This window comes from Streptomyces canus 299MFChir4.1 (genome assembly GCF_000383615.1).
Lineage (GTDB): Bacteria > Actinomycetota > Actinomycetes > Streptomycetales > Streptomycetaceae > Streptomyces > Streptomyces canus_C.
Map to the genome: position 1 here is coordinate 36,106 of NZ_KB911590.1, position 23,516 is coordinate 59,621.

Sequence of the window (23,516 nt, forward strand, 5' to 3'; positions counted from 1 at the left end):
CTGGTTGGCTGTGGGCCTGTGCGGCGGAGTCTCGGGGGCTGGCTTCGGGCCTGGGCGGTGGAGTTTCGGGCTGGTTGGCAGCGGGCTTGAGCGGTGGGGTAATCGGGTGGCTGGCTGGCTGTGGGCCTGGGCGGCGGAGTCTCGGGGGCTGGCAGCGGGTCCGCCGTGCGGAGTTTTCCGGCGGCTCGCTGCGGCCTGCGCGGCGGAGTCGGTGGTGCCGGGTCATCGAGACCCGCGCGGTTCTGCTGGAGTCAATCCCCGGCCATTCGCGCCCCTCGTTCCCCCGCCGGAGGCGCCCCGGCTTCCGACTGTCAGTGCGGGATGGCACGCTTAATCCCGTGACCGAGATTGACGCAAAGATCGATGCTCTCGTCCCCGCCTGGCTCACCCTCCCCGACATCGCAGAGATGCTCGATGTCGAGGTGACGCGTGTGCGGCAGCTGGTCAAGGACGGCCAGCTCATCGCCGTACGCCGTGGTGAGAACCGCGCGCTGCACGTCCCCGCCGCCTTCATCGACGGGGCCGAACAGAAGGTCGTCAAGGGCCTGGCCGGGACCTTGACGCTCCTGAGGGACGACGGCTTCACCGACGAAGAGATGCTGGAGTGGCTCTTCACGCCCGACGAGAGCCTGCCCGGCACCCCCGCGCAGGCCCTGAGCGAGAATCGCGGCACGGAGGTGAAGCGCCGGGCCCAGGCGCTCGCCGTCTGATCCGAACCACACCGGCGTACGGGCCGTGACCGCCGGGGCCACGGCCACGGTCCGGCACGGCCCGTACGCACCGAACCCGGGGGAGACTCACGCATGCCCGACACCGCCCGCGCCCAGCTCGCCGACGCCCGTGTCTACCTCTGCACGGACGCCCGCGGGCGACAGGGCGACCTCGCCGAGTTCCTGGACGCGGTCCTGGCCGGCGGCGTCGACATCGTGCAGCTGCGGGACAAGGGCATGGAGGCGGCCGAGGAACTGGAGCACCTCCAGGTCTTCGCCGACGCCTGCGCGCGGCACGGCAAGCTGCTCGCCGTCAACGACCGGGCCGACGTCGCCCACGCGGCCGGGGCCGACGTACTGCACCTGGGCCAGGGCGACCTGCCCGTCCCCGCCGCCCGCGCGATCCTCGGCGAGGACGTCCTCATAGGCCGCTCCACGCACGCCGAGGCGGAGGCCGCCGCGGCCGCCGTGCAGGACGGCGTGGACTACTTCTGCACCGGCCCCTGCTGGCCGACCCCCACCAAGCCCGGCCGGCACGCTCCCGGCCTCGACCTGGTCCGGTACAGCGCCGCACTCGGCACCGACCGCCCCTGGTTCGCCATCGGCGGCATCGACCTCGGCAACCTCGACGAGGTCCTGGAGGCCGGCGCCCGCCGGGTCGTCGTCGTCCGGGCGATCACCGAGGCGGACGATCCGGGCGCGGCCGCCGCGGAGTTCGCGAAGCGGTTGCGTGACACGCGGTGACGGGCATGTGCCGGCCGGTCGCATGATCGGCCTGGTGTCCGAGGGGTGGGACAACAAGTCGACAAAACGGGCAAATTTCCGTGATCTGGTTGGGTGACCGCCGCCCCCTGGCTAACCTGCCGGTATGGCCCTAGGAACCGCATCCACCAGGACTGACCGCGCACGCACCGTGCGTGACATGCTCGCCGCGGGCAAGACGACGTACTCCTTCGAGTTCTCGGCGCCGAAGACCCCCAAGGGTGAGCGGAACCTGTGGAGCGCGCTCAGGAGGGTCGAGGCGGTCGCCCCGGACTTCGTCTCCGTCACCTACGGCGCCGGCGGCTCCACCCGCGCGGGCACCGTCAAGGAGACCCAGCAGATCGTCGCGGACACCACCCTGACCCCGGTCGCCCATCTCACCGCGGTCGACCACTCCGTCGCGGAGCTGCGCAACATCATCGGCCAGTACGCCGACGCCGGGATCCGCAACATCCTGGCCGTGCGCGGCGACCCGCCCGGCGACCCGATGGCCGAGTGGGTGGCGCACCCGCAGGGCCTGACCTACGCCGCCGAACTCGTCCGGCTCATCAAGGAGTCGGGCGACTTCTGCGTCGGCGTCGCGGCCTTCCCGGAGATGCACCCGCGCTCCGCCGACTGGGACGCCGACGTCGCGCGCTTCGTCGACAAGTGCCGCGCCGGCGCGGACTACGCCATCACCCAGATGTTCTTCCAGCCGGAGTCCTATCTGCGGCTGCGTGACCGAGTCCACGCGGCGAGCTGCGAGACCCCCGTCATTCCCGAGGTCATGCCCGTGACCAGCGTGCGGATGCTGGAGCGACTGCCGCAGCTCAGCAACGCGAGCATCCCCTCCGTCCTGAAAGAGCGGATCCTCACAGCAAAGGACGATCCGGTCGCTGTACGCTCAATCGGAATCGAGTTCGCCACGGAGTTCTGCGCACGGCTGCTGTCCGAGGGAGTGCCCGGACTGCACTTCATCACGCTCAACAACTCCACGGCGACGCTGGAAATCTACGAAAACCTGGGTCTGCACCATCGACCGCAGGCCTAGACCGGCCGCACGGATATACGACACACTGCGTAGCGGTCACTGGGAGAGGGGCGTACATGGGCTGGACGGTCCTCTACATCGCGTTCGGATTCGTCGCGCTGTGGCTGCTCGGCGAGGTGCTGCTGCAGTACAAGGCGCGGCTGCGCTGGCGGCTGCTCGCCTTCGTGGGCTTCCTCGGCGTGGTCCTCGGCGTGCTGATCCCGTCGGTGATCGTCATCGGCCTGGGCGCGATCGCCTTCGCGGTCGGCCAGACCTACGTCACCCTGTCGTTCCGTCGCGGCTTCGAGCAGGGCTGGGCGGTCAACCCGCCGGCCGCGCTGGGCGGTCTGACCGGCGGCAAGAAGAGCCGCCGGGAGCGCGGCCACGAGGAGCCCGGCCTTGAGGTCTCCGACCTGGAGACGGGCGAGGCGGACTACGGCGACGAGCTCGGACACGACCAGGGCCGCCCGGCCGGCGCCGGTTACGGACACGACGACGAGTACGACCGCGACGACGTCTTCTCGCCCGCCCGCTCCGCCGGCCCCACGGCCGCCGAGACCACCGCCGTCTACGAGCCGCAGCCCCTGCCCGACGACACCGGCTCCTACGGCGTGTACAACGACGCCTCCTACACCGGCGGCCAGTCCTACGGGGCCGCCGGGCAGACCCAGGACCAGTACGCGACGGCCGCCGCCGACCAGACCTACGGCTACGACGGCTATACCGGTTACGACCAGCAGCAGTACGGCTACGACCAGGCCGGACAGCAGCAGTACGCCGCCTACTCCGACCCGTACATCGGCACCCAGACCTACGGCGCGGGGTCGTACGACACCTCCTACGGCGGCCAGCAGCAGTTCGTCCAGCAGGGCTACGACCAGTACGGCGGGACGTACGGCGGCGAGACCCCGTCCGGCGGCGTGTGGGTGCCGCAGCAGCGGACCGACGAGTCCTACGGCGGCGAACTCCCGCCCGAGCAGGGCTACTACCCGGACAACGGCGGCCAGGGGCAGCACAACCAGGGCCAGGGGTACGACGAGCAGTACCGCTTCTGACGCCGGGCGGCTCCCCTCACTGGGAACCGCGGAACTCCGGTCCCTCCACGATCAGTCCGGCTACCAACGCGCCCGACATGCCCGCGTGGGCGATGCCGCCGCCTGGGTGCGACCAGCCGCCGGCGGTGAACAGGCCCGGTACCGCAGTGCTGTTGGACGGGTGCAGGGTGCCCTCGCCGCCGGACAGCGAGGGCGGGGGGACGGCGCCGCCCTCGGCCCCCGTCTCCTGCTCGGTGTGCACCGGCGTCCGCACCTCACGCCAGAGAATCCGCTCGCGCAATCCCGGAACCGCCCGCTCGGCGGCGGCGACCATCCGGTCCGCGAAGCTCTCGACGACGGCCGGTGTGGTCCAGTCGTGCCCGAGTCCGCAGGGCACGGTCGCCGTCAGCACCACGGACTCGTGGTCCGCGTCGGGGCGCAGGGCGGGGTCGTCCGGCCGGTCGATCCGGACCGTGGGGTCGGGTGTCTCCCCGTGCGCGAACAGGTGCAACTCGCCCTCCGGGTCAGGGCTGTAGACCACCGTGCGGTGCGCTGCGTCCGGCTCCCGCGCGCCCCGCAGGGCGAGGCACACCACGACCCGGCCCGGGCGCAGGCCCTCGGCGTCGGGCCGTACGTCCTTCGCGCCGTAGAGCTCACGGCCCGGTACAAGGCCGCGCAGTCGCCAGGGTCCGGCGCCGACGACGGTGTCCGCCTCCACCACGGTCCCGTCGGACAGCTCCAGGCCCGATGCGCGACCGTCCTTCTCCAGGACGCCCGTCACCTCCGCGCCGAAGTGGAACTCGACCTTGCGCCGGACGCACCGCTCGTACACCGCGCGCGCCAACTCCCGTATGCCGCCCCGGACATACCAGGTGCCGAAGGCGTGCTCCATGTACGGCAGGACGGCCGCGCTCGCCGGGGCGCTGCCGGGGTCCACGCCGTACGCGAGCGCGTGGCCGTACAGCAGGGCCGCGAGGCGGGGGTCCCGCAGCTCCCAGCCGCCGATCTCCTGCAGCGTGCAGGCCCGCCGGGTGCGCAGCAGCCGCTTGTGCGGCACCGCCGGGTAGGGCTCGCGCATCAGCACCTGCCAGTTGGGCCACAGGGGCTCCTCCAGGAGCGGCCTGCGCGTGCGGTCCCAGGCCTCGCGGGCCCGGATGAGGAAGTCGCCCCACCGGGCGCCCGCGCCCGCGCCGAGCGCCTCGTCCAGCGCGGCGACCACGCCCGCGCGCGAGGCGTTCGGCAGGGACACCTCGGTGCCGTCCGTGAACACGTGCCGTGACGACGGGTCGACCTGGACCAGTTCGACCAGGGACTCCAGCGGCTCCTTGCCGGTCTTGATGAACAGGTCGCGGTAGACCGCGGGGAGCGTGAGCAGTCCCGGCCCGGTGTCGAAGGCGAACCCGTCCCGCTCGAAGCGGCGCACCGCCCCGCCGTACGTCTCCGTACGCTCGTACACCGCCACCCGGTGGCCCGCGACGGCCAGCCGGGCAGCGGCCGCCATCGCGCCCATCCCGGCGCCGATCACCGCAATCCGTGCCATGCCTGCGACTTTATCGGCCGCCACTGACACTCCGGCCGCGGGCCGTCACGGAGGGACCGTCTCCGGCCGCGGCGCGGTCAGACCGGTGGTCGCTCCATGCGTGCCGCCAGCCGTCTCTCCTCCCGCCGCAGGGCCCGGCGGCGCCGGAATCTGCGGATCCGGGAGATCAGGAAGTACAGCACCACCAGTCCCGCCGCCAGCAGGAGGCCCGCGATGATCGCCGCTGCCTCCGGGTGGAACACCGCGAAGGTGACGATGCCGGCGACGCCGAGATCCTCCGCCAGGCTCAGGACGATGTTGCTGAAGGGCTCGGGGGAGGCGTTCACCGCCATGCGGGTGCCCGCCTTGACGGTGTGGCTGGCCAGTGCCGTCGAACCGCCGATCAGGCCCGCGGCCACGTCGGAGAGCGACCCGCTCTGACCGGCGAGCAGCGCACCGACCCAGGCGCCGGCGACGGGACGGATCACCGTGTGGACCGCGTCCCACGCCGAGTCGACGTACGGGATCTTGTCGGCCACCGCCTCGCACAGGAACAGCAGGCCCGCCACCACGAGGACCTCGGGGCGCTGCAGGGTCTCGGGGACGTCGTCGCTCAGTCCCGTCGCGCCGAACAGGCCGAGCAGCAGCACCACCGCGTACGCGTTGACACCGCTGGCCCAGCCGCTGGTGAACACCAAGGGGAGTACGGACACGGACGCGATCGTAACCAGTCGGCGACAAGCCGTCCTGGGGGTGAGCGCGCAGGCCTGAGTACGCGTACCTAGTGGGTGAGTTGAGTACGCGCGCGGATGGGCCCCGACCTGCGTGGACGAGAGAGTGGGGGCACGGCGAAGGGGAACGGCTCCGGCACCGGCGACACGGGGCGCCGGAACGGAGCCGCCCCGGATCCGCTCCTTCCGCCGGCCGAGGTCGGCGGGAGCGAGGCACGGGGGAACCCGGAAAGCGGGGGAACGACCGAACGGGGGCCCAACGGGGGGACGGGGGAAACGGGGGATCGGGGGAGCAGGGAAGGCGCCGGTTCGAGGTGGCCCGCGGGGGACGCGGCCACATCGGACCGGCGCTTTCGCCTGTCAGTCCGGTGTCAGCCCCTGCGCCCGCTCACCCGGCCCTGCAACAGCCGCGACAGCGCCGCGTGCACGTCGTCCAGGGACCGCTCGGGCTGGAAGGACTGCCAGTCCAGGGCGGCCACCAGGACCATGCCGACCAGGGCGGAGGCGGTCAGCGGGACGTCGATCTCGTCGCTGAACTCGCCGTTCTCCACCCCCTCGCGCAGCACGCCCTCCACGACCGCCACGGCCTGCTGACGGACCACCATGAGCGTGGACTGCCAGGCCCGGTTGGTGCGCCACAGCTCGGCCACGTACAGCTGGGTGAAGGCCGGGTAGCGGTCGATGAAGACGAGGCCCGCGCGGATCATCGCGTCGAGGGCGTCCACCTTGCCGCCGCCCGCGCGGGCCGTCGCTTCCGCCGCCTCCCTCAAGGAGGCGGTCAGCAGCCCCACGCCGTGCCGCAGCAGCTCCTCGAAGAGGACGGACTTGCTCGCGAAGTTGTAGTAGACCGTGCCCTTCGCGACTCCGGCCCGCTCGGCGATCTCGTCGACCGTGGTGGCGGAGAAGCCCTGCTCGGCGATGAGCGTGACGGCCGCCTCGTAGAGCTTCTGCCGGGTGGCCTCGCGACGCGTACTGACGCCCGCCGTGGCGCTGCTGCTTTCCATGGTCCTGATTCTCACAGGTGAGGACGCCCCTGAGGTCGCGGAAGGGCTCACAGGGTCAGCTCCGGGTGCAGCCGGTCCAGCGTCCACACCTGCCGGCGACGGGCCGAGACGGCGGTCAGCGCGAGGGCACCCGCGGTGAAGGCGAGGAGCACCACGCACGCGTGCCACACCGGAGTGAGACCTCCGCCCGTGATGAGCCTCCTGAGGGCCTCGACGACATAGCTCATCGGCAGGAAGGGGTGGAGTGCGTTGAAGAACTCCGGGCTGGTCTGGACGGGGTAGGTGCCGCCCGCGGACGTCAGCTGGAGCATCAGCAGCGCCAGGACGAGGATCCGGCCCGCCGCTCCGAACCGTGCGTTCAGCCATTGGACGATCGCCGCGAAGCAGGCGGTCACCAGGAACAGGAAGCCCACGGTTCCGGCCGCCCGCACCATCTGGAGGCCGATCGCCCAGTGCAGCACCGACATCAACGCCACGACCTGGAGCACTCCGATCGCCACCACGGGCAGCCATCCCGCCAGCGCGATCCGCCAGGCCCCGGCACCGGCGGCGAGAGCACGCCGGTTCATCGGGGTGATGAGCATGTACGCCACCATCGCGCCCACCCACAAGGACAGCGGGATGAAGTACGGGGCGAATCCGGTGCCGTAGTTCGGCGCCTTGTGCAGGTCCTTGGAGACCAGCTGGACCGGGTCGGCCATCACGTCGGTGCGCCGGTCGCGGGCCTTCTTGTCGTAGTCGGGGATCTGTGAGGCGCCGTCGTGCAGCCCGTCGGAGAGCTTCCCGGAGCCGTCCGCGAGCTTGTACATGCCGCCGCTGAGGGTGTCGGCCCCGGTCTTGAGCCTGCCGAGGCCCGCGTCCAGGTCCTGTGCGCCGCTCCTCGCGGTGCCGAGGCCGGAGTGGAGCGTCCTGGCGCCGGCGGCGACCTTGCCGGCGCCCTGGTTCAGCTTGTTGATCTTGGCGACGGCGTCGTCGAGGTCCTCGGAGAGGTGGGGTGCCCGCTCGGCGAGGGTCCGGGCCTGCCGCTGGAGCGTGGCGAGTTGGCCGTCGAGCTTCTTCAGGTCGCCGTTCTGGTCGGCGACGAGCGCGTTGACGTCGTCGGCGACCTTCGCCACGTCGGCGGCGGCCTGCTGGGCCTTCTTCAGGTCGGCGCAGGCCGGGTCCGGCAGCACCGGGTCCGTGCAGCGCGCCTTGTAGACGGCGTTCAGGGCGGTGGCGGCCTTGTGTGCTCCCTGAGCGGCCGCCGGAGCGGTCCTGACCAGGGTGTCGAGATTGTGGCGGACGGCCCCGGCCGAGTCGGCGACGAGCCTGGCGGTGTCGCCGATGGTCTCCTCGTTGTCCCTGAGGAAGGGTCCCGCCTTGTCCGCGACCCCGTTGACCTTGTCGGCGAGGTTCTGGGTGCCGTCGGCGACCTGCCGCGCGCCGTCCGCGAGGTCCCCCGAGCCCTTGTCGAGCTTCGCCAGCCCGTCGGAGAGCCTGCCGCTGCCCGACTTGGCCTGCTCGAGGCCCGCGGCGAGGTCCTGGGAGCCCTTCTCCGCCTTGCCGATGCCGCCTTCGAGGTCGTCCGCCCCGTTCGCGGCCTTCACGGTGGCGCCGTGGATGTCGGAGAAGGAGATGAAGATCCGGTCCAGGAAGGACCGCGACGCCTTGGTGGACGCGGCCTGGCGCACCTCGGCGAAGACCGTCCGGGAGATCTGCCCGACGATGTAGTTGTTGGAGTCGTTTGTACGGACCTGGAGGGCGCCGGTCTCGGGGGAGTCGCCCGCGCTGGAGGCGATACGCCGGCTGAAGTCGGCCGGCATGGTGAGCGACAGGTAGTAGGTGCCGTTCTCGACGCCCTCACGCGCCTCGGCGGCGCCGACCTCGTGCCAGTCGAAGGTGTCGCTCTCGCGCAGCCCCTTGGTGAGGTCGTCGCCCGCGGTCAGCTTCTTCCCGTCGGCGGTGGCGCCCTTGTCGTCGTTCACGAGGGCGACGGGGATGCGGTCCAGGCGGCCGTACGGGTCCCAGAAGGACCACAGGTACAGGGCGCCGTACAGCAGCGGCAGCACCAGCAGGGCCACCAGGGCGGCGCGCGGCAGCTTCCCCCTGCCGAAGCGGCGCAGCTCAAGCGCGGCCAGTCTCGGCGAACGCATCGGTGGTCTCCTCACTCGTCTCGTCCTTCTCGTCAGCCGGTCGCGTGGACACCGTCACGGCGTCCTCCGGGGCCTCGCTGCACACCGCCACGACCGTGGTCCCTGCCGCGGCGAGGGACCTGAGCTGCGCCCAGGCCTCGGTGCGTTCGGCGTCGGACAGCTTCAGGTCCAGGTCGTCGACGGCGAGCAGCCGCGGACGGCCGATCAGCGCCAGGGCGATCGACAGCCGCAGGGCTTCCAGGCGTTCCAGATCCCGTACGGCCGTTCGCGCGCCCTTGGGCAGCGCCTCCGGGGCGAGCCCCGCGGCCGACAGCGCGGTGTCGATCCGCAGCCTCGCCTCGGCCGTACGCTCCTCGCGCGGCCGCAGCAGGGCGCGCACCGAGTCGCCGAACCGGCGCTGCAGCAGCGCCCGTTCGCGCAGATGCTCCCCGACGGTCAGGGCCGGGTCGAGGTCGGTGACCCCGGCGACGTTCGCCGGCGCGCTGAACCGGCGCACCGCCGCGAGCTGCTTCGGCAGCCGGGCCCCGCCCACGGTCGCCGTCCCCTCGGTGGCCTTCATCCGCCCGGTGAGCGCGAGCAGCAGGCTCGTACGACCGGACCCCGACGGCCCCTCCACGGCGATCAACGCGCCGGACTCCGCGGCGAGGTCGATCCCGCGGAACGCCCAGCCGCGGGGCCCCTTCAGGCCGAAACCCTCGGCCGTGACAGTGACTCCGTCCACGGCCACCCCCTGATCTTCTTGAATCGCGAACTTTTTGAACTGACTGGTCAGTGCAAAAACTAACCCGAACCTTCGATCGAAGCAAAAGCGCAGGTCAGAACGGATTGTCAGTGGCATACCTCACGATGGGCACATACGGCACTCCGTAGCGCGAGCTGCCGTCAACCAGACGACAGGAGGTTCGTCATGGCCAGCTACCACGCAGCCGCCGCCCGTCGGCGCCGCGCCACCGGCCCTGCCCCCTCACTGACCGGCCCGGCGAGCGACGTGCACCCCGTGCTGCGCCGGGCGACGGCCCCGCCCGCCGCCCTCGACCTGCTCGCCCAGGCCCGCGCCGCCCTCGACGAGGCCTCGGCGCTGGAGACGCCGAACGAGCGCTATGCGACGGCCCATCTCGCCGCCCTGCGTACCGCGGCCGCCGTGCTCGCCGCCCGGGGGCGTCCGGAGCCGACGCCCCGACGCCGCGCCAAGATCCGGAGCGCCTGGGAAGTGCTCCCCGAGATAGCGCCCGAACTCACCGAGTGGAGCGCGCTGTTCGCCTCCGGAGCCCGGCGCCGCGCCCGGGCCGAAGCCGGCATCCAGGGCGCGGCCAGCCGCCGGGACGCGGACGACCTCATACGCGACGTGGCGATGTTCCTGCGCCTCGTCGAGCGGATGCTGGTGCTCCAGCCGGTCCTGCCGCAGCCACGCCAGGACGCGGAGGGTCCGCAGGAGAGCGGCCACGGCACCGACCGAGGCTTTCCGGACGCCGGGTGACCGGGTGACCGGCGGGCCGCGTTACGGGTCACCGGGGCCCGGCCAGGGTCCGCCGTACGAGACAAGCGGCCGGTCACGGCACCGGAGTGACCAGGCGGGGTACCGGAGGCAATAGGGTGGAAGGCGCCTGAAGCCTTCCCCTCCGCGCCGAGGAGTCAACTGTCGTGTCGGACCCGCTGCGACCCCGCGCCTCCCTCCGTACCGCCGTGGTCTGGGAGGTCCTCCAGGACGCCCTCGACCGCCGGGTCAAGGCCACGGGACGCCAGGCGCTGGACGTCCTCGACACCGGAGGCGGCAGCGGCAACTTCGCGGTGCCCGTGGCCCGCCTCGGCCACCAGGTCACCGTCGTGGACCCCAGCCCCAACGCGCTGTTCGCCCTGGAGCGCCGCGCCGCCGAGGCCGGTGTCGCCGACCGGGTGCGCGGCGTCCAGGGAGACGCCCACGGCCTCTTCGACGTGGCCGAGCGCGGCGGCTACGACGTGGTGCTGTGCCACGGCGTCCTGGAGTACGTGGACGACCCGGCCGAAGGCGTGCGCAACGTGGTGGCCGCCCTGCGCCCCGAGGGCGTCCTCAGCCTGCTCGCCGCCGGTCTCGGCGGCGCCGTGCTCGCGCGGGCCCTGGCCGGACACTTCAAGGAGGCCCGGCAGGCGCTCGACGACCCGAACGGCCGCTGGGGCGACGGCGACCCCGTGCCGCGCCGTTTCACCGCCGACCAGCTCACCGCGCTCGTCGAGGGGGCGGGCCTGACCGTGGGCGCCGTGCACGGCGTGCGGGTCTTCGCCGACCTCGTCCCCGGCGTACTCGTGGACACCGAGCCCGGCGCCCTGGAAGCCCTGCTGAAGCTGGAGGAGGCGGCGGCCGAGCTCGCCGCCTTCCACTCCGTGGCCACCCAGCTCCATGTGCTCGGTGAGACGCGAGAGGCAGCCGAGGCCTGAGCCGCCCCCTGTGCCGGAGTGCTGATCAGGTACTTGATGGCACATGGAGTACGCCACAGGCCCCCCGATAGCGCGCTCAGCGCCGTATGATCGAGGGAGACCGCCCGGCATGACGGGACGGCCGCTGGGGAATGACAAGATTCAGCAGCCGGAGCGTTCATGGCGGAATCCGGTTGGCCAATTGGCGCAGAGGGGCGGGTTTCACGGGGGCGATTCCCTGCCTATCCTGAAGAGACCCCCCGAGTCGCCCCGGCGACTGCACGATGAGGAGGACGCCGTGCCGCTCTCGGAGCACGAGCAGCGCATGCTCGAGCAGATGGAGCGAGCGCTGTACGCCGAAGATCCCAAGTTCGCGTCGGCGCTCGAGGGAAGCGGGCTGCGTACGTACACCCGGCGGCGGGTCTACCAGGCGGTCGCCGGCTTCCTCGTGGGTATCGCGCTCCTCATGGCCGGAGTGGTCGCCAAGCAGGTGTGGCTCAGCGTGGTGGGCTTCCTCGTCATGCTGGGGTGCGCGGTGCTCGCCGTGACCGGCTGGCGCAAGGCCCCCAAGCCGGGCGAGCAACCTGCCGCGGGCGCTCCGCACGCCCGTCGTCAGGGACGGCAGAAGCGCTCGGTGATGGACCGGATCGAGCAGCGTTGGCAGAAGCGCCGCGATGAGCAGGGCGGCCAGTAGCCGGCCCGACAAGCAGTTCCCACAGATGTTCTGAGGGGGTGAGCACCCAATCGGGTGCTCACCCCCTCACGCATGTCCTGCGCGCAGCTCGGTGGCCCGGGCCTTCGAGAGGCCCGGGCCACCGTCGTTCTGCCGCCTGCGGGGCGGCGTTCTTCAGCCGCTCTGACCCGACGGCTTGCGCAGGGTCGGCCGGGCCGCCGCCACACGTGTCCTGACCCCCGCCCACCACTCAGAGACCGCCCACGCCACCCTCGCGGTGGAACGCGGGGCGATCAGGGCACGCACCCGTGTGCGCCGGCCTGCCGAACCGCGCAGTCCGCCGATCACCTGGTGGACGTCCTGTGCGAGTCCGGCCGTCGGACGGGGCCGCGGGGCGTAGAGCACCTGCTCCACGGCGTCCGCCACCCGGTGCACCGAGGCCGCGGCCGGCGGGTCGAGATGCCCGAGCCGCACGATCCGCGCGGCCGCTCTACGGGGCGTCTGCGAGTCGTCCGGCGCAATCCCGAAGTCCCAGGCCGTGTCGGTCAGCTCCTGCCAGGCCGCGAGGGTGTGCGCGGCGGCCCCCTCGGCACTGCGGCCGTACCCGCCCAGGCGTACCGAACGGGTGCGCAGCCGCCACAGCATCGGCGCCGAGGGGACCGCGAGCACGAGCAGTCCGACGAAGAGCCAGAACAGCAGTTTCAGATACCACCACTGGCCCTGTACGGCCCACCAGGGGCCGTCACCGCCCTTGGCGGCCGCGGCCGCCGGGGACGCGCTGTCGCACGCCTGAAGCTTCCGCAGCTGGGGCGAGCAGATCTCGCTCGCCGAGGCCGAGGCCGACGGAGCCGTGGACGACCCCGCGGAGGGCCGCGCCGCACCGGGGTCGACGTTGCCGGTGGCGTCCGGGACGGTGTACGAGGGCACCGTGCCCCTGGTCGGGGTGGGCTCGAAGCGGGTCCATCCCACTCCCTCGAAGTACAGCTCGGGCCAGGCGTGGGCGTCCTTGAGCCCCACCGACACCGAGCCGTCCGCCTGCGGGGTGCCGGGCGCGAAGCCCACCGCGACACGGGCCGGAATGCCCAGCGAGCGGGCCATCGCCGCCATGGCGAAGGAGAAGTGGACGCAGAAGCCCTGCTTGTCCCGCAGGAAGTTGGCGATCGCGTTGGGCCCGTCGCCGACCTGTACCTGGGTGTCGTACTCGAAGCCCCCGGTCACCGCGAAGTAGTCCTGGAGCGCGACCGCCTGCTCGTAGGGGTTCTTGGCGCCCGCGGTGACCTCGCGGGCGGTCCTGGCCACCACCGCCGGCAGCGAGTCCGGCAGGTCGGTGTACTCGCGCTCGATGGCCGGCGGCGCGGCCGGTGCCGCGGCGAGCTGCTCGGCCGTCGGCTCGACGTCCAGGCTCTTCACCTCGTACGTCAGCCCGCGCGTGTTCTGCCCGTGGTCGCCGACGAGCGCCATGCCCTCGGGCTCGTAGCGCCAGTTGCCGCGGACCTGGACGCCGCTGGGCGGGTAGGGCATGGGCAGATAGCTCTGCTCGTACCAGTTCGCCGCCGAGATGGCCGTCTTGACCTCCGCGCGGTTGATGTCGGGGCCGAGGCCGATCGGGGTGGGGAAGTCCTTCGGTACGGCGCCGATGGACCGCTTGGACGGTTTCCAGGTCCGGCCGTCGAAGTCGTCCAGGGAGACGATCCGCAGATACAGGTCGGAGGTGTCGTTGCTCTGGGTCCGTACGGACAGGACCTGGCGGTCCTCGTCCACGTTCAGGCTGTCGCGCAGCGAGAGCAGCGGGTTCACGGCGGAGATCGTGCCGCCGCTGCCGTTCCCGGCGCCCACGCCCGCCCCGGTGGCGTCCAGGAGACCGCCGTTCATCGAGGGCAGGACGGCCGACACCACGAGGGCGATGCCGAGGCTCGCCACGCCGATCCGCCGGCCGGTGCGCACCGGCGCCACCGGCCCGGAGTCCACGCCCGGGGAGCGTGGCGCCCGGCCGAAGACACGGCCCCACTGGGAGAGCCGGTCGCGCCCCTCGGCCAGGAGCAGCAGCAGATAGCCGATCGCCGCGACCAGGAACCAGAACCAGTCGCCGTGGCCTTCGGACAGCCCCGCGGCGACGGAGTACAGCGCGAGCAGCGGCAGGCCCGCCGGGGCCGCGCTGCGGAAGGTCACCGCGAGGGTGTCCACCACGAGCCCGACGATCAGGACACCGCCGAGGACCATCAGCCTGATGCCCTCGGACGCCAGCGGCGCCGGGATCGCGTACCGCGCGATGTCGTCGCCGCCCTGCTGGAGCAGGTCCCCGAAGTGCAGCAGGACGCGCGGGCCGGGGATCAGCCCGAGGAAGGCCTGGTCACGGGCGAAGATCAGGGTCAGCATGACCAGTGTGACGAGCGCCTGGGCCGCCACCGTCAGCGGACGGGCCAGCGGGATCCGCCGGGTCGCCGCGCCCACGACGGTCTGCACCCCGAGCAGGAAGGCGGCCTGCACGATCCAGGTGACCGGCTGGACCAGCGGCAGCAGGGCGCACGCGGCCATCAGCGTGGCCGCCCACGCGCACAGCGCCAGTCGTCCCCGCCCGCTCATCACGACGCCTCCCCGGCGCCGGCCGCACCGACGCCCGTGCGCTCGCGGTCCGCGAGACGCCACAGCTCTTCGAGGGAGGTGCCCCGCGGCACGCCCAGTGCCGTCCAGCCCGACTCCCGCAGCATCCGCAGCGGCGCCTCGCGCTCGTCCACCGGCCCGGGCACGTCGGAGGGTTCCCGCACCCAGCTCTCGCTGTCGAGCACGAACGCGAGCGCGCCCCCGCTGCGCTGCCGCATCTTGGCGGCCACCGCGGCCTGCTCCTCGTCGAGGTCGCCGAAGAAGGCCACCAGCAGTCCTTCGTTCCCGCGGCGCAGCACGTCGTACGCGCGCGACAGGCCGGTGCCGTCGGAGTGGTCGATCACCGCGAGGGTGTCCATCATCAGGCCGGCCGCGTCCGCGGTCCCCTGGCTCGCGCCCGCGAAGCCGTCGGCGCCTTCGCCGGGCACGGAGTTGCCGGTGTCCGTCAGCAGCCGTACGGAGAAGCCCCGTTCGAGCATGTGGACCAGGACGGAGGCGGCGCCCGAGACGGCCCACTCGAAGGCCGAGTCGGGGCCCGCGCCCGCGAAGGCGAGGCCCCGGGTGTCCAGGAGCACCGTGCAGCGGGCGCGCTGGGGCTGCTCCTCGCGCCGGACCATCAGCTCGCCGTAGCGGGCGGTGGAGCGCCAGTGGACCCGGCGCAGGTCGTCGCCGTAGCGGTAGCCGCGCGGGATCACGTCGTCCTCGCCGGCCAGGGCGAGCGAGCGCTGCCGTCCGTCGCCGTACCCCTTGGCCTCGCCGCTCAGCCGCACCGGGGGCAGCGCCTCCACGCGCGGGATCACGGTCAGGGTGTCGTGCGTCGAGAAGGAGCGGGTCAGCTCGCACATGCCGAACGGGTCGGTCAGGCGCAGCTGGAGCGGGCCCAGCGGATAGCGGCCGCGCAGGTCGGAGCGGACCCGGTAGGAGACCTCGCGGCGGCCGCCCGGCTCGACGCGGTCGAGCACGAAGCGGGGGCGCGGGCCGAGGACGTAGGGGACCCGGTCCTGGAGCATCAGCAGGCCGGTGGGCAGCCGGGAGACGTTGTCCATCCGCAGATGGACGCGGGCCTCGCTGCCGGCGGGCACGCGCGCGGGGGAGAGCCTGCGGCTGCCCGCGACCCGGTAGCGGGTGCGGTAGAGCACGGTGGCGCAGACCAGGGGCAGTACGGCCAGCAGGAGGCCGACCCGCAGCAGGTCGGACTGGCCGAGGACGTAGGCGCAGACGGCCGCGGCGATGCCGGCGGCGAAGAAGGAGCGGCCCCGGGTGGTCAGTCCGGCCAGTGCCGTGCGGACCCCGCCCTTGTCGCCCCGGTCGGCCTCGGGGCCGCCGGCCGAGGGCACGCCGGTGGACATCACAGGCCCCGCGGCGGCTGCTGCGGATACGCGGGCGCGGTCCGGCCGATCCCGAGTCCGCCCTGCTGGGGCGCGGCGGGGACCGGGGTGCGCTGGAGGATCTCCTGCACGACCTGCTCGGCGGTGCGCCGGTTCAGCTGGGCCTGGGCGGTGGGCAGCAGACGGTGGGCGAGGACGGCCACGGCGAGCGCCTGGATGTCGTCCGGCAGCGCGAACTCGCGGCCGCTGAGGGCGGCGGAGGCCTTGGCGGCGCGCAGCAGGTGCAGCGTCGCGCGCGGGGACGCGCCGAGTCTGAGATCAGGGTGGGTGCGCGTGGCGGAGACCAGGTCGACGGCGTACCGCCGGACCGTTTCGGCGACGTGGACGCCGCGGACGGCCTCGATGAGCTTCACGATGTCGTGCGCGTGCGCCACCGGCTGGAGGTCCTCCAGGGGGCTCGCCCCGCCGTGGATGTCGAGCATCTGCAGCTCGGCCTCCGCGCTGGGGTAGCCGACCGAGACCCGGGCCATGAAGCGGTCGCGCTGGGCCTCAGGGAGCGGGTAGGTGCCCTCCATCTCGACCGGGTTCTGCGTGGCGACCACCATGAAGGGGCTGGGCAGCGCATAGGTCTGACCGTCGATGGTGACCTGGCGCTCCTCCATCGACTCCAGGAGCGCGGACTGGGTCTTCGGCGAGGCGCGGTTGATCTCGTCGCCGATCACGATCTGGGCGAAGATCGCGCCCGGTTTGAACTCGAAGTCCCGGCGCTGCTGGTCCCAGATGGACACGCCCGTGATGTCCGAGGGCAGCAGGTCGGGGGTGAACTGGATGCGGCGCACCGAGCAGTCGATGGACCGCGCCAGGGCCTTGGCCAGCATGGTCTTGCCGACGCCGGGGACATCCTCGATCAGAAGATGTCCCTCGGCGAGCAGCACGGTCAGTGAAAGCCGTACGACCTCGGGCTTCCCCTCGATCACGCCCTCCACCGAACTGCGAACCCGCTCGACGACGGCGGTCAGATCAGTGAGGCTCGATCGATCGTCATAGGTGGTCACCCGGCCCTCCTCGGCCCGTACTTTCCGGGCCGACGCTGTGATGCGCAACCGGCCCACCCCGAATCACGGACACCACGCGTGAATGGTTCCGCGCGACGTCACTCCCGCATTCTTGCTGCCGTTACCGATTCGTGTCACTCGACTGTGGACAACTGGCTGCACTATGTCGGGTCTTGCGGCGTTTTGGGCATCCCGAGAGCCGAAATCAACAGCGAAACGACAGCTACGGCGGGCCGTGCGGGCGGCCGCGCGGGCGGCAGTCGGGGCGGCCGTCAGGCGGGGTCGATCTCGCGCAGCAGACCCGTCTTCACGTCGAACACGAACCCGCGCACGTCGTCGGTGTGCAGCAGGAAGGGTGAGGTGCGCACCCGCTGCATGGACTGCCGTACGTCCTGGTCGACGTCACGGAAGGCCTCCACGGCCCACGCGGGACGCTGGCCGACCTCCATCTCCAGTTCGGTGCGGAAGTCCTCGGTGATCGCCTCCAGACCGCAGCCCGTGTGGTGGATGAGCACGATGCTGCGGGTGCCGAGCTTGCGCTGGCTGATGGTGAGCGAGCGGATCACGTCGTCGGTGACCACACCGCCCGCGTTGCGGATGGTGTGGCAGTCGCCGAGCTCCAGGCCGAGCGCGGCGTGCAGGTCGAGGCGGGCGTCCATGCACGCCACGACGGCGACGTGCAGGACCGGGCGGGCGTCCATACCGGGATCGCTGAACGCGGCGGCGTACCGCTCGTTGGCGTTGACCAGGCGGTCGGTCACACCGCCTTCGCGGGATATGGCGCCTTCGGTGGGAACGGATGCGGAAGTCGTCATAACCATGACGGTACTGGTCACCGCCGTCGCGGTCCTGCCGTGAGAAGGGAAAAAGAGCGTCATCACCTCTTCTGTGTGAGGTACCCCACAAGAGTATCGGGTGCACCCGAACGGGTGTTTTCCATGCTTTTGAGGCGTCGAGTCCGTGCCGGTGCGCGACGCGCAGGCCGGTTGATTGACCGCGAGACACCGTGGACTAAAGTGACGCGAAGCGGGAGGCGAGGCCTCCCTGCTGACGTTCCCCGGAGACCCCGGCTCGCGCTCGGAGGGTCTCCCCACGTGCGCGGCGCGTACGTACGGCTCGGCCTCCTCCCGCTCCCGGTCGACTGACGCTTCCGGCGCCGGCAGGCCTCCCCTTCATGAGCGGGCGGGGACCCGGCGGTGCGTACGGCCCGTGCCGGACCTGAGAGGGCCCCTTGAGCCAGAGTCGACACGTCCCGGTGATGCTCCAGCGGTGCCTGGACCTGTTGGCCCCCGCACTGGAGCGGCCCGGGTCGGTGGTCGTGGACTGCACGCTCGGCCTGGGCGGCCACAGCGAGGCCCTGCTCCAGAGGTTCCCCGAGGCCCGGCTCGTCGCCCTCGACCGTGACAAGGAGGCCCTGCGCCTGTCCGGCGAGCGGCTCGCGCCCTTCGGCGAGCGCGCCACCCTCGTCCACGCGGTCTACGACGAACTCCCGGACGTCCTCGACCGGCTCGGCATCGCGCGCGTGCAGGGCGTCCTCTTCGACCTCGGGGTCTCCTCCATGCAACTCGACGAGGCCGACCGCGGCTTCGCCTACGCCCAGGACGCCCCGCTCGACATGCGCATGGACCAGACGACCGGCATGAGCGCGGCCGAGGTCCTCAACACCTACCCGCCGGGCGAACTCGTCCGGATCCTGAGGGCGTACGGCGAGGAGAAGCAGGCCAAGCGGATCGTGTCCGCGATCGTGCGCGAGCGCGACAAGGAGCCGTTCACCAACAGTGCGCGGCTCGTCGAGCTGATCCGCGACTCCCTGCCGCAGGCCGCCAAGCGCACCGGCGGCAACCCGGCCAAGCGCACCTTCCAGGCCCTGCGCATCGAGGTCAACGGCGAACTCTCCGTCCTGGAGCGGGCGATCCCGGCCGGGGTGGAGGCGCTCGCGGTGGGCGGCCGGATCGCCGTGCTGTCGTACCACTCGCTGGAGGACCGGCTGGTCAAGCAGGTCTTCGCGGCCGGCGCCGCCACCACCGCCCCGCCCGGGCTGCCCGTCGTCCCCGAGCGCTACCAGCCCCGGCTCAAGCTGCTCACGCGCGGTGCCGAACTTCCCACCGAGGAAGAGATCGCCGAGAACCGGCGGGCCGCACCGGCGCGTTGCAGAGGCGCCGAGCGAATCAGGGAGTCCATCGAGTGAAGTGCGTGAAGTGCGTGAGGCGCGTCAGTGGGTTGGGAAACCGGACTCACTGGAGGGTGTGTGCGTAGGAAACCCGAACTGAGGGGGAGGGCGGCTCGTCTCGCGCGTCTCCTCCCCGGCACGGCGAGCCCCGGACAGGCGGCCCGCACCCCCTTCGTGCTCCTGGTGGTCCTGCTGCTCGGCGGCGGCCTCATCGGGCTGCTGGTGCTGAACTCCGCGCTGAGCGAAGGGTCGTTCAAGCTCACCGACCTCCAGAAGGACACCAAGAGCCTCACCGACGAGCAGCAGGCCCTGCAGCGGGACATCGACGCCTACTCCGCGCCCGACGCCCTGCTGCGCCGAGCCCGGGAACTGGGCATGGTGCCCGGCGGCGACCCGGCCTTCCTCGACCCCGACGGCACCGTCAAGGGCGTCCCGTCCCCCGCCTCCGACGCCGAACCGCTCTCCTACCGGATGCCGCTCGTCCTCGCGCCCGAGGCGTTCGACAGCACGGCCGTCCCCATGCCGACGGCCAGCCCCACGCCGGCGGAGACGGCCGTCCGGGCCCCCGAGGACGCCGTACAAGCCCCCGAGGCCGTCTCATCGGACGTCCCGCTTCCCACGACTCCGCTCCCCACGACCCCGACCCCCGGCAGGTGACGGAAGTGTCCGACGACTTCGGCAGGCAACCGCCGCGCCGCCGCGTGCCGGGACCCGCGCGCCCCGAGCGCTCCGCCCGCCCCGTCGGCCGGGCGCGCCCGGGCCCCGGCGCCCGCCCGGCCCGCCGCCCGTCGGCGCCCCGCCCCGCGGCCCCCAAGACCATCCGCCTGGGCAGCCCCCGCCCCCGGCTGCGGCTGGTAGGCCTCGCGCTGACGCTGGTGCTGGCCGCCTTCGTCGTACGACTGCTCCAGGTGCAGGCCGTCGACGCGAGCACGTACGCCGCCAAGGCCGAGCAGAACCGGTACGTGGGCTACACGCTCGCCGCCGAGCGCGGCGGGATCACCGACCGCGCCGGGGTGGCCCTCGCGACCAGCGAGGACGCGTACGACATCACGGCCGACCCCACGCTGTTCACCCGCAAGCAGCTCAAGATCGACGACGGCCCCGAGCAGGCCGCCGCCCTGCTCGCCCCGATCCTGGGACAGGAGCAGGAGACGATCGTCAAGAAGCTGCGCCCCAAGGACAAGAAGCTCCGCTACGTCCTGCTCGCCAACCGGCAGACCCCGCAGGTCTGGAAGCAGATCAAGGACCTGAGGTCCGCGCTCGCCACCAAGAGCGAGACCGACCCCGGCACCGCCAACGTCCTCGCGGGCGTCCTGTCCGTGCCGACGACCAAGCGCGTGTACCCGAACGGCGATCTCGCCGCCGGGATACTGGGCTGGGTCAACGCCGACGGCAAGGGCGGCGGCGGTGTCGAGCAGCAGCTGAACTCCCTGCTGGCCGGCAAGGACGGCAAGATCCGTTACGCCCAGTCGGGCGGCCGTCAGGTGCCCACCGTGGGCTCCACGGAGACCCCCGCGGTGCCCGGCAGCGATGTCGAGCTCACCATCGACCGCGACATCCAGTGGGCCGCCCAGCAGGCGATCACCGACCAGGTGAAGGAGTCCAAGGCGGACCGCGGGTACGTGATAGTGCAGGACACCCGGACCGGCCAGGTGCTCGCCATGGCCAACTCGCCCGGCTTCGACCCCAACGACCTGTCCAAGGCGAGCACGGTGAACATGGGCAACGCGGCCCTCCAGGACGCCTACGAGCCCGGCTCCACCGCCAAGGTCATGTCGATGGCCGCCGTCCTGGAACAGGGCGTCGCCACCCCGCTCACGCATGTGATCGTGCCCAACCGGCTGCACCGCGGCGACCGGCTCTTCAAGGACGACATCGACCACGAGACCTGGTACCTCACGCTCAACGGCGTGCTCGCCAAGTCCAGCAACATCGGCACCATCCTGGCGACCGGCCAGCTCGGCAAGACCCAGGCGCAGGCCAACCAGGTCCTGTACTCCTACCTGCGCAAGTTCGGCCTCGGCCGCTACTCCGGGCTGGACTTCCCCGGCGAGACCCCGGGCATCCTGGCCAAGCCCGCGGACTGGTCGACCTCGCAGCAGTTCACGATTCCTTTCGGCCAGGGTGTGTCCCTCAACGCCATGCAGGCCGCGTCCGTCTACTCGACGATCGCCAACGGCGGTGTCCGCGTCGAACCCACGCTCGTGCGCGGCACGAAGGGGCCCGACGGGCGCTTCACACCCGCCGCGAAGCCCAAGGAGACAAGGGTCGTCAGCGCCAGGACGGCCAAGATGCTCGCCCAGATGCTGGAGTCGGTCGTGGACGACCAGGAGGGCACCGGCACCAAGGCGCGCATTCCCGGCTACCGGGTCGCGGGCAAGACGGGCACGGCCAACCGTGTGGATCCGGCCACCGGCAAGTACAAGGGCTACACGTCGTCGTTCGCCGGCTTCGCGCCCGCCGACAAGCCCCGGATCACCGTCTACTGCGCCATCCAGAACGCCACCAGCGGCAGCTACTTCGGCGGCCAGATCTGCGGACCCGTCTACAAGAAGGTCATGGAGTTCGCCCTGAAGACCCTCCAGGTCCCGCCCACGGGGGCGAAGGCCGCGAAGCTGCCCGTGTCCTACACGCCGTGATCAGCACGGCGTCAGCAAGGGCGGGCGCCTCGCCCGCACCTCACCCCCACTTCATCGGCACCTCATCAGCACCTCGGAAAGGCCACCAGGACCCACCTCGTGACGACGATCACCTCCGATTCCGGGAACCAGGGCGCCCCCCGCCCCTCACTTCGCTCCGAAGCGGGTGCGCCCGGTACGCTCACCGCCGTGCCACACGCTGATCAGTCCCAAACCACCCAGAAGGGCGCACCCGTGACCTATCCGGGACCGCCCCGGCCGGTCCGGGTCTCCGCAACACCCCTCGCGGAGCTCGCCGACCAGCTGGGTGCCGAGCCGCCGCAGAAGGCCGCGCAGGTCACGGGGATCACCCATGACTCGCGTGCCGTCCGTCCCGGCGACCTGTACGCCGCCCTCCCCGGCGCCCGTCTGCACGGCGCCGACTTCGTCACCCAGGCCGTCGGCCTCGGCGCGGTCGCGGTGCTGACCGACGCGACCGGCGCCGAGCGTGCCGCCGCGACCGGGCTTCCGGTGCTGGTCGTCGAGGACCCACGCGCGCGCATGGGCGAACTGGCCACCACGATCTACGGTCACCCCGGCCGGGACCTGCTCCAGATCGGGATCACCGGCACCTCCGGCAAGACCACCACGGCCTATCTCGTCGAGGGCGGTCTCAAGGGGGTCAGGTCCACCGGTCTGATCGGCACCGTCGAGACGCGCATCGGCGACGAACGCATCAAGTCCGAGCGCACCACGCCCGAGGCCACCGACCTCCAGGCCCTGTTCGCGGTCATGCGCGAGCGCGGGGTCGAGGCGGTCGCCATGGAGGTCTCCAGCCACGCGCTGGTCCTCGGCCGGGTCGACGGCTGTGTCTTCGACATCGGTGTCTTCACCAACCTCAGCCCGGAACACATGGAGTTCCACTCCGACATGGAGGACTACTTCCGGGCCAAGGCGCAGCTCTTCACGCCGAAACGCAGCCGTCTCGGCGTCGTCAACCTCGATGACGAGTACGGCCGCAGGCTCGCCAAGGAAGCCACCGTCCCGGTCGTCACCTACTCCGCCGAGGGCCACCCCGACGCCGACTGGCGTGCCGAGGAGGTCGAAGTCGGCCCCATGGACTCGACGTTCACCGTGATCGGCCCCAAGGGCGAGCGGATCGCCGCCAGGTCTCCGCTCGCGGGCCCCTTCAACGTGGCGAACACCCTCGCCGCGATCGTCGCCCTGGCCGCGGCCGGCCTCGACCCGCAGACCGCCGCCGACGGCGTCGCCGCCGTACCGGGCGTGCCGGGCCGCCTGGAGCGCGTGGACGCCGGGCAGCCCTACCTCGCGGTCGTGGACTACGCCCACAAGACCGACGCCGTCGAGTCGGTGCTCAAGGCGCTCCGCAAGGTCACCGAGGGCAAGGTGCACATCGTGCTCGGCTGCGGAGGCGACCGTGACACGACCAAGCGGGGTCCCATGGGCGCGGCCGCGGCCCGCCTCGCCGACACCGCCGTACTGACCTCCGACAACCCCCGCTCCGAGGATCCCCTCGCGATTCTTGCAACCATGCTCCAGGGCGCGGCGTCCGTACCGGCACACGAGCGTGGCGAGGTCCAGGTCTTCGAGGACCGGGCCGCCGCGATCGCCGCAGCAGTCGCCCGCGCGCGGCCGGGCGACACCGTACTGGTCGCCGGGAAGGGCCACGAGCAGGGCCAGGACATCGCCGGGGTGGTCCGTCCCTTCGACGACCGCCAGGTCCTTCGAGAAGCCATCCAGAAGACCCAGGGATGAACT

20 protein-coding genes are annotated in these 23,516 nt (G+C 72.1%); 11 read left to right on the top strand and 9 right to left on the bottom strand.

What is annotated here, in order from left to right; genetic code table 11:
* Nucleotides 1-338 precede the first annotated feature (338 nt).
* The 4 genes from H293_RS0121385 to H293_RS0121400 all read left to right on the top strand — a co-directional run bounded on the left by H293_RS0121385 (nt 339) and on the right by H293_RS0121400 (nt 3,536).
* Entirely contained in the window at nt 339-710 is a 372-nt protein-coding gene (locus tag H293_RS0121385) for an Rv2175c family DNA-binding protein (protein WP_020119884.1), read from the top strand.
* Between the two features lie 93 nt (nt 711-803).
* Nucleotides 804-1,454 carry a thiamine phosphate synthase gene (gene thiE / locus H293_RS0121390; protein WP_020119885.1) on the top strand — a complete coding sequence of 217 codons (651 nt, stop codon included), beginning with the start codon at nt 804-806 and terminating at the stop codon, nt 1,452-1,454.
* Between the two features lie 124 nt (nt 1,455-1,578).
* Nucleotides 1,579-2,502, top strand: coding sequence for a methylenetetrahydrofolate reductase [NAD(P)H] (gene metF / locus H293_RS0121395; protein WP_033415556.1), 924 nt, complete (start codon nt 1,579-1,581; stop codon nt 2,500-2,502).
* A gap of 56 nt (nt 2,503-2,558) precedes the next feature.
* Nucleotides 2,559-3,536 (top strand): SCO2102 family sporulation regulator, encoded by a 978-nt coding sequence (locus H293_RS0121400; RefSeq protein ID WP_020119887.1) that lies wholly within the window; start codon nt 2,559-2,561, stop codon nt 3,534-3,536.
* Between the two features lie 16 nt (nt 3,537-3,552).
* Here the strand turns inward: H293_RS0121400 and H293_RS0121405 are convergent, their stop codons facing one another.
* The 5 genes from H293_RS0121405 to H293_RS0121425 form a co-directional block, all read right to left on the bottom strand.
* On the bottom strand, nt 3,553-5,055 hold the full coding sequence (locus H293_RS0121405; RefSeq protein WP_020119888.1) for a phytoene desaturase family protein: 1,503 nt from the start codon (nt 5,053-5,055) through the stop codon (nt 3,553-3,555).
* Nucleotides 5,056-5,132: 77 nt separating this feature from the next.
* Nucleotides 5,133-5,747: a DUF4126 domain-containing protein gene (locus H293_RS0121410; protein WP_020119889.1), complete on the bottom strand. Its 615-nt coding sequence runs from the start codon at nt 5,745-5,747 to the stop codon at nt 5,133-5,135.
* A 389-nt stretch (nt 5,748-6,136) separates the two neighbouring features.
* Nucleotides 6,137-6,769 carry a TetR/AcrR family transcriptional regulator gene (locus H293_RS0121415; RefSeq protein ID WP_020119890.1) on the bottom strand — a complete coding sequence of 211 codons (633 nt, stop codon included), beginning with the start codon at nt 6,767-6,769 and terminating at the stop codon, nt 6,137-6,139.
* A 47-nt stretch (nt 6,770-6,816) separates the two neighbouring features.
* A complete protein-coding gene (locus H293_RS0121420; protein WP_020119891.1) occupies nt 6,817-8,901 on the bottom strand; it encodes a YhgE/Pip domain-containing protein in 2,085 nt (694 codons plus the stop codon).
* Nucleotides 8,873-9,628 carry an ATP-binding cassette domain-containing protein gene (locus tag H293_RS0121425; RefSeq protein WP_020119892.1) on the bottom strand — a complete coding sequence of 252 codons (756 nt, stop codon included), beginning with the start codon at nt 9,626-9,628 and terminating at the stop codon, nt 8,873-8,875. The genes H293_RS0121420 and H293_RS0121425 overlap by 29 nt, the downstream gene beginning before the upstream one ends.
* Before the next feature lie 180 nt (nt 9,629-9,808).
* On the opposite strand from H293_RS0121425, the gene H293_RS0121430 reads away from it, so the two are divergent.
* From H293_RS0121430 to H293_RS0121440, 3 genes are all read left to right on the top strand, one after another.
* Nucleotides 9,809-10,378, top strand: a complete 570-nt coding sequence (locus H293_RS0121430; protein ID WP_020119893.1) for an SAV_6107 family HEPN domain-containing protein — start codon at nt 9,809-9,811, stop codon at nt 10,376-10,378.
* Nucleotides 10,379-10,542: 164 nt separating this feature from the next.
* Nucleotides 10,543-11,313, top strand: coding sequence for a methyltransferase (locus H293_RS0121435; RefSeq protein WP_020119894.1), 771 nt, complete (start codon nt 10,543-10,545; stop codon nt 11,311-11,313).
* Between the two features lie 277 nt (nt 11,314-11,590).
* The gene (locus tag H293_RS0121440; RefSeq protein ID WP_020119895.1) at nt 11,591-11,986 is read left to right on the top strand and encodes a DUF3040 domain-containing protein; all 396 of its coding nucleotides are present in this window, start codon (nt 11,591-11,593) and stop codon (nt 11,984-11,986) included.
* 153 nt (nt 11,987-12,139) lie between these two features.
* Here H293_RS0121440 and H293_RS0121445 read toward each other — a convergent pair whose 3' ends face one another.
* The 4 genes from H293_RS0121445 to H293_RS0121460 form a co-directional block, all read right to left on the bottom strand.
* Nucleotides 12,140-14,548 (bottom strand): transglutaminase TgpA family protein, encoded by a 2,409-nt coding sequence (locus H293_RS0121445; protein ID WP_020119896.1) that lies wholly within the window; start codon nt 14,546-14,548, stop codon nt 12,140-12,142.
* Nucleotides 14,548-15,915: a DUF58 domain-containing protein gene (locus H293_RS0121450; RefSeq protein WP_020119897.1), complete on the bottom strand. Its 1,368-nt coding sequence runs from the start codon at nt 15,913-15,915 to the stop codon at nt 14,548-14,550. The genes H293_RS0121445 and H293_RS0121450 overlap by 1 nt, the downstream gene beginning before the upstream one ends.
* Nucleotides 15,915-16,949 (bottom strand): AAA family ATPase, encoded by a 1,035-nt coding sequence (locus H293_RS0121455; RefSeq protein ID WP_020119898.1) that lies wholly within the window; start codon nt 16,947-16,949, stop codon nt 15,915-15,917. Before H293_RS0121455 ends, H293_RS0121450 begins: the two co-directional genes overlap by 1 nt.
* Before the next feature lie 272 nt (nt 16,950-17,221).
* A complete protein-coding gene (locus tag H293_RS0121460) occupies nt 17,222-17,827 on the bottom strand; it encodes a beta-class carbonic anhydrase (RefSeq protein WP_078612638.1) in 606 nt (201 codons plus the stop codon).
* A gap of 353 nt (nt 17,828-18,180) precedes the next feature.
* On the opposite strand from H293_RS0121460, the gene rsmH reads away from it, so the two are divergent.
* The 4 genes from rsmH to H293_RS0121480 all read left to right on the top strand — a co-directional run bounded on the left by rsmH (nt 18,181) and on the right by H293_RS0121480 (nt 23,513).
* Entirely contained in the window at nt 18,181-19,137 is a 957-nt protein-coding gene (gene rsmH / locus H293_RS0121465) for a 16S rRNA (cytosine(1402)-N(4))-methyltransferase RsmH (protein WP_028808068.1), read from the top strand.
* A gap of 60 nt (nt 19,138-19,197) precedes the next feature.
* A complete protein-coding gene (gene ftsL / locus H293_RS49820) occupies nt 19,198-19,776 on the top strand; it encodes a cell division protein FtsL (RefSeq protein WP_033415557.1) in 579 nt (192 codons plus the stop codon).
* Between the two features lie 5 nt (nt 19,777-19,781).
* Complete coding sequence (locus H293_RS0121475) at nt 19,782-21,758, top strand: peptidoglycan D,D-transpeptidase FtsI family protein (RefSeq protein ID WP_020119902.1); 1,977 nt, start codon at nt 19,782-19,784, stop codon at nt 21,756-21,758.
* A 234-nt stretch (nt 21,759-21,992) separates the two neighbouring features.
* A complete protein-coding gene (locus H293_RS0121480; protein ID WP_028808069.1) occupies nt 21,993-23,513 on the top strand; it encodes a UDP-N-acetylmuramoyl-L-alanyl-D-glutamate--2,6-diaminopimelate ligase in 1,521 nt (506 codons plus the stop codon).
* Nucleotides 23,514-23,516 lie beyond the last annotated feature (3 nt).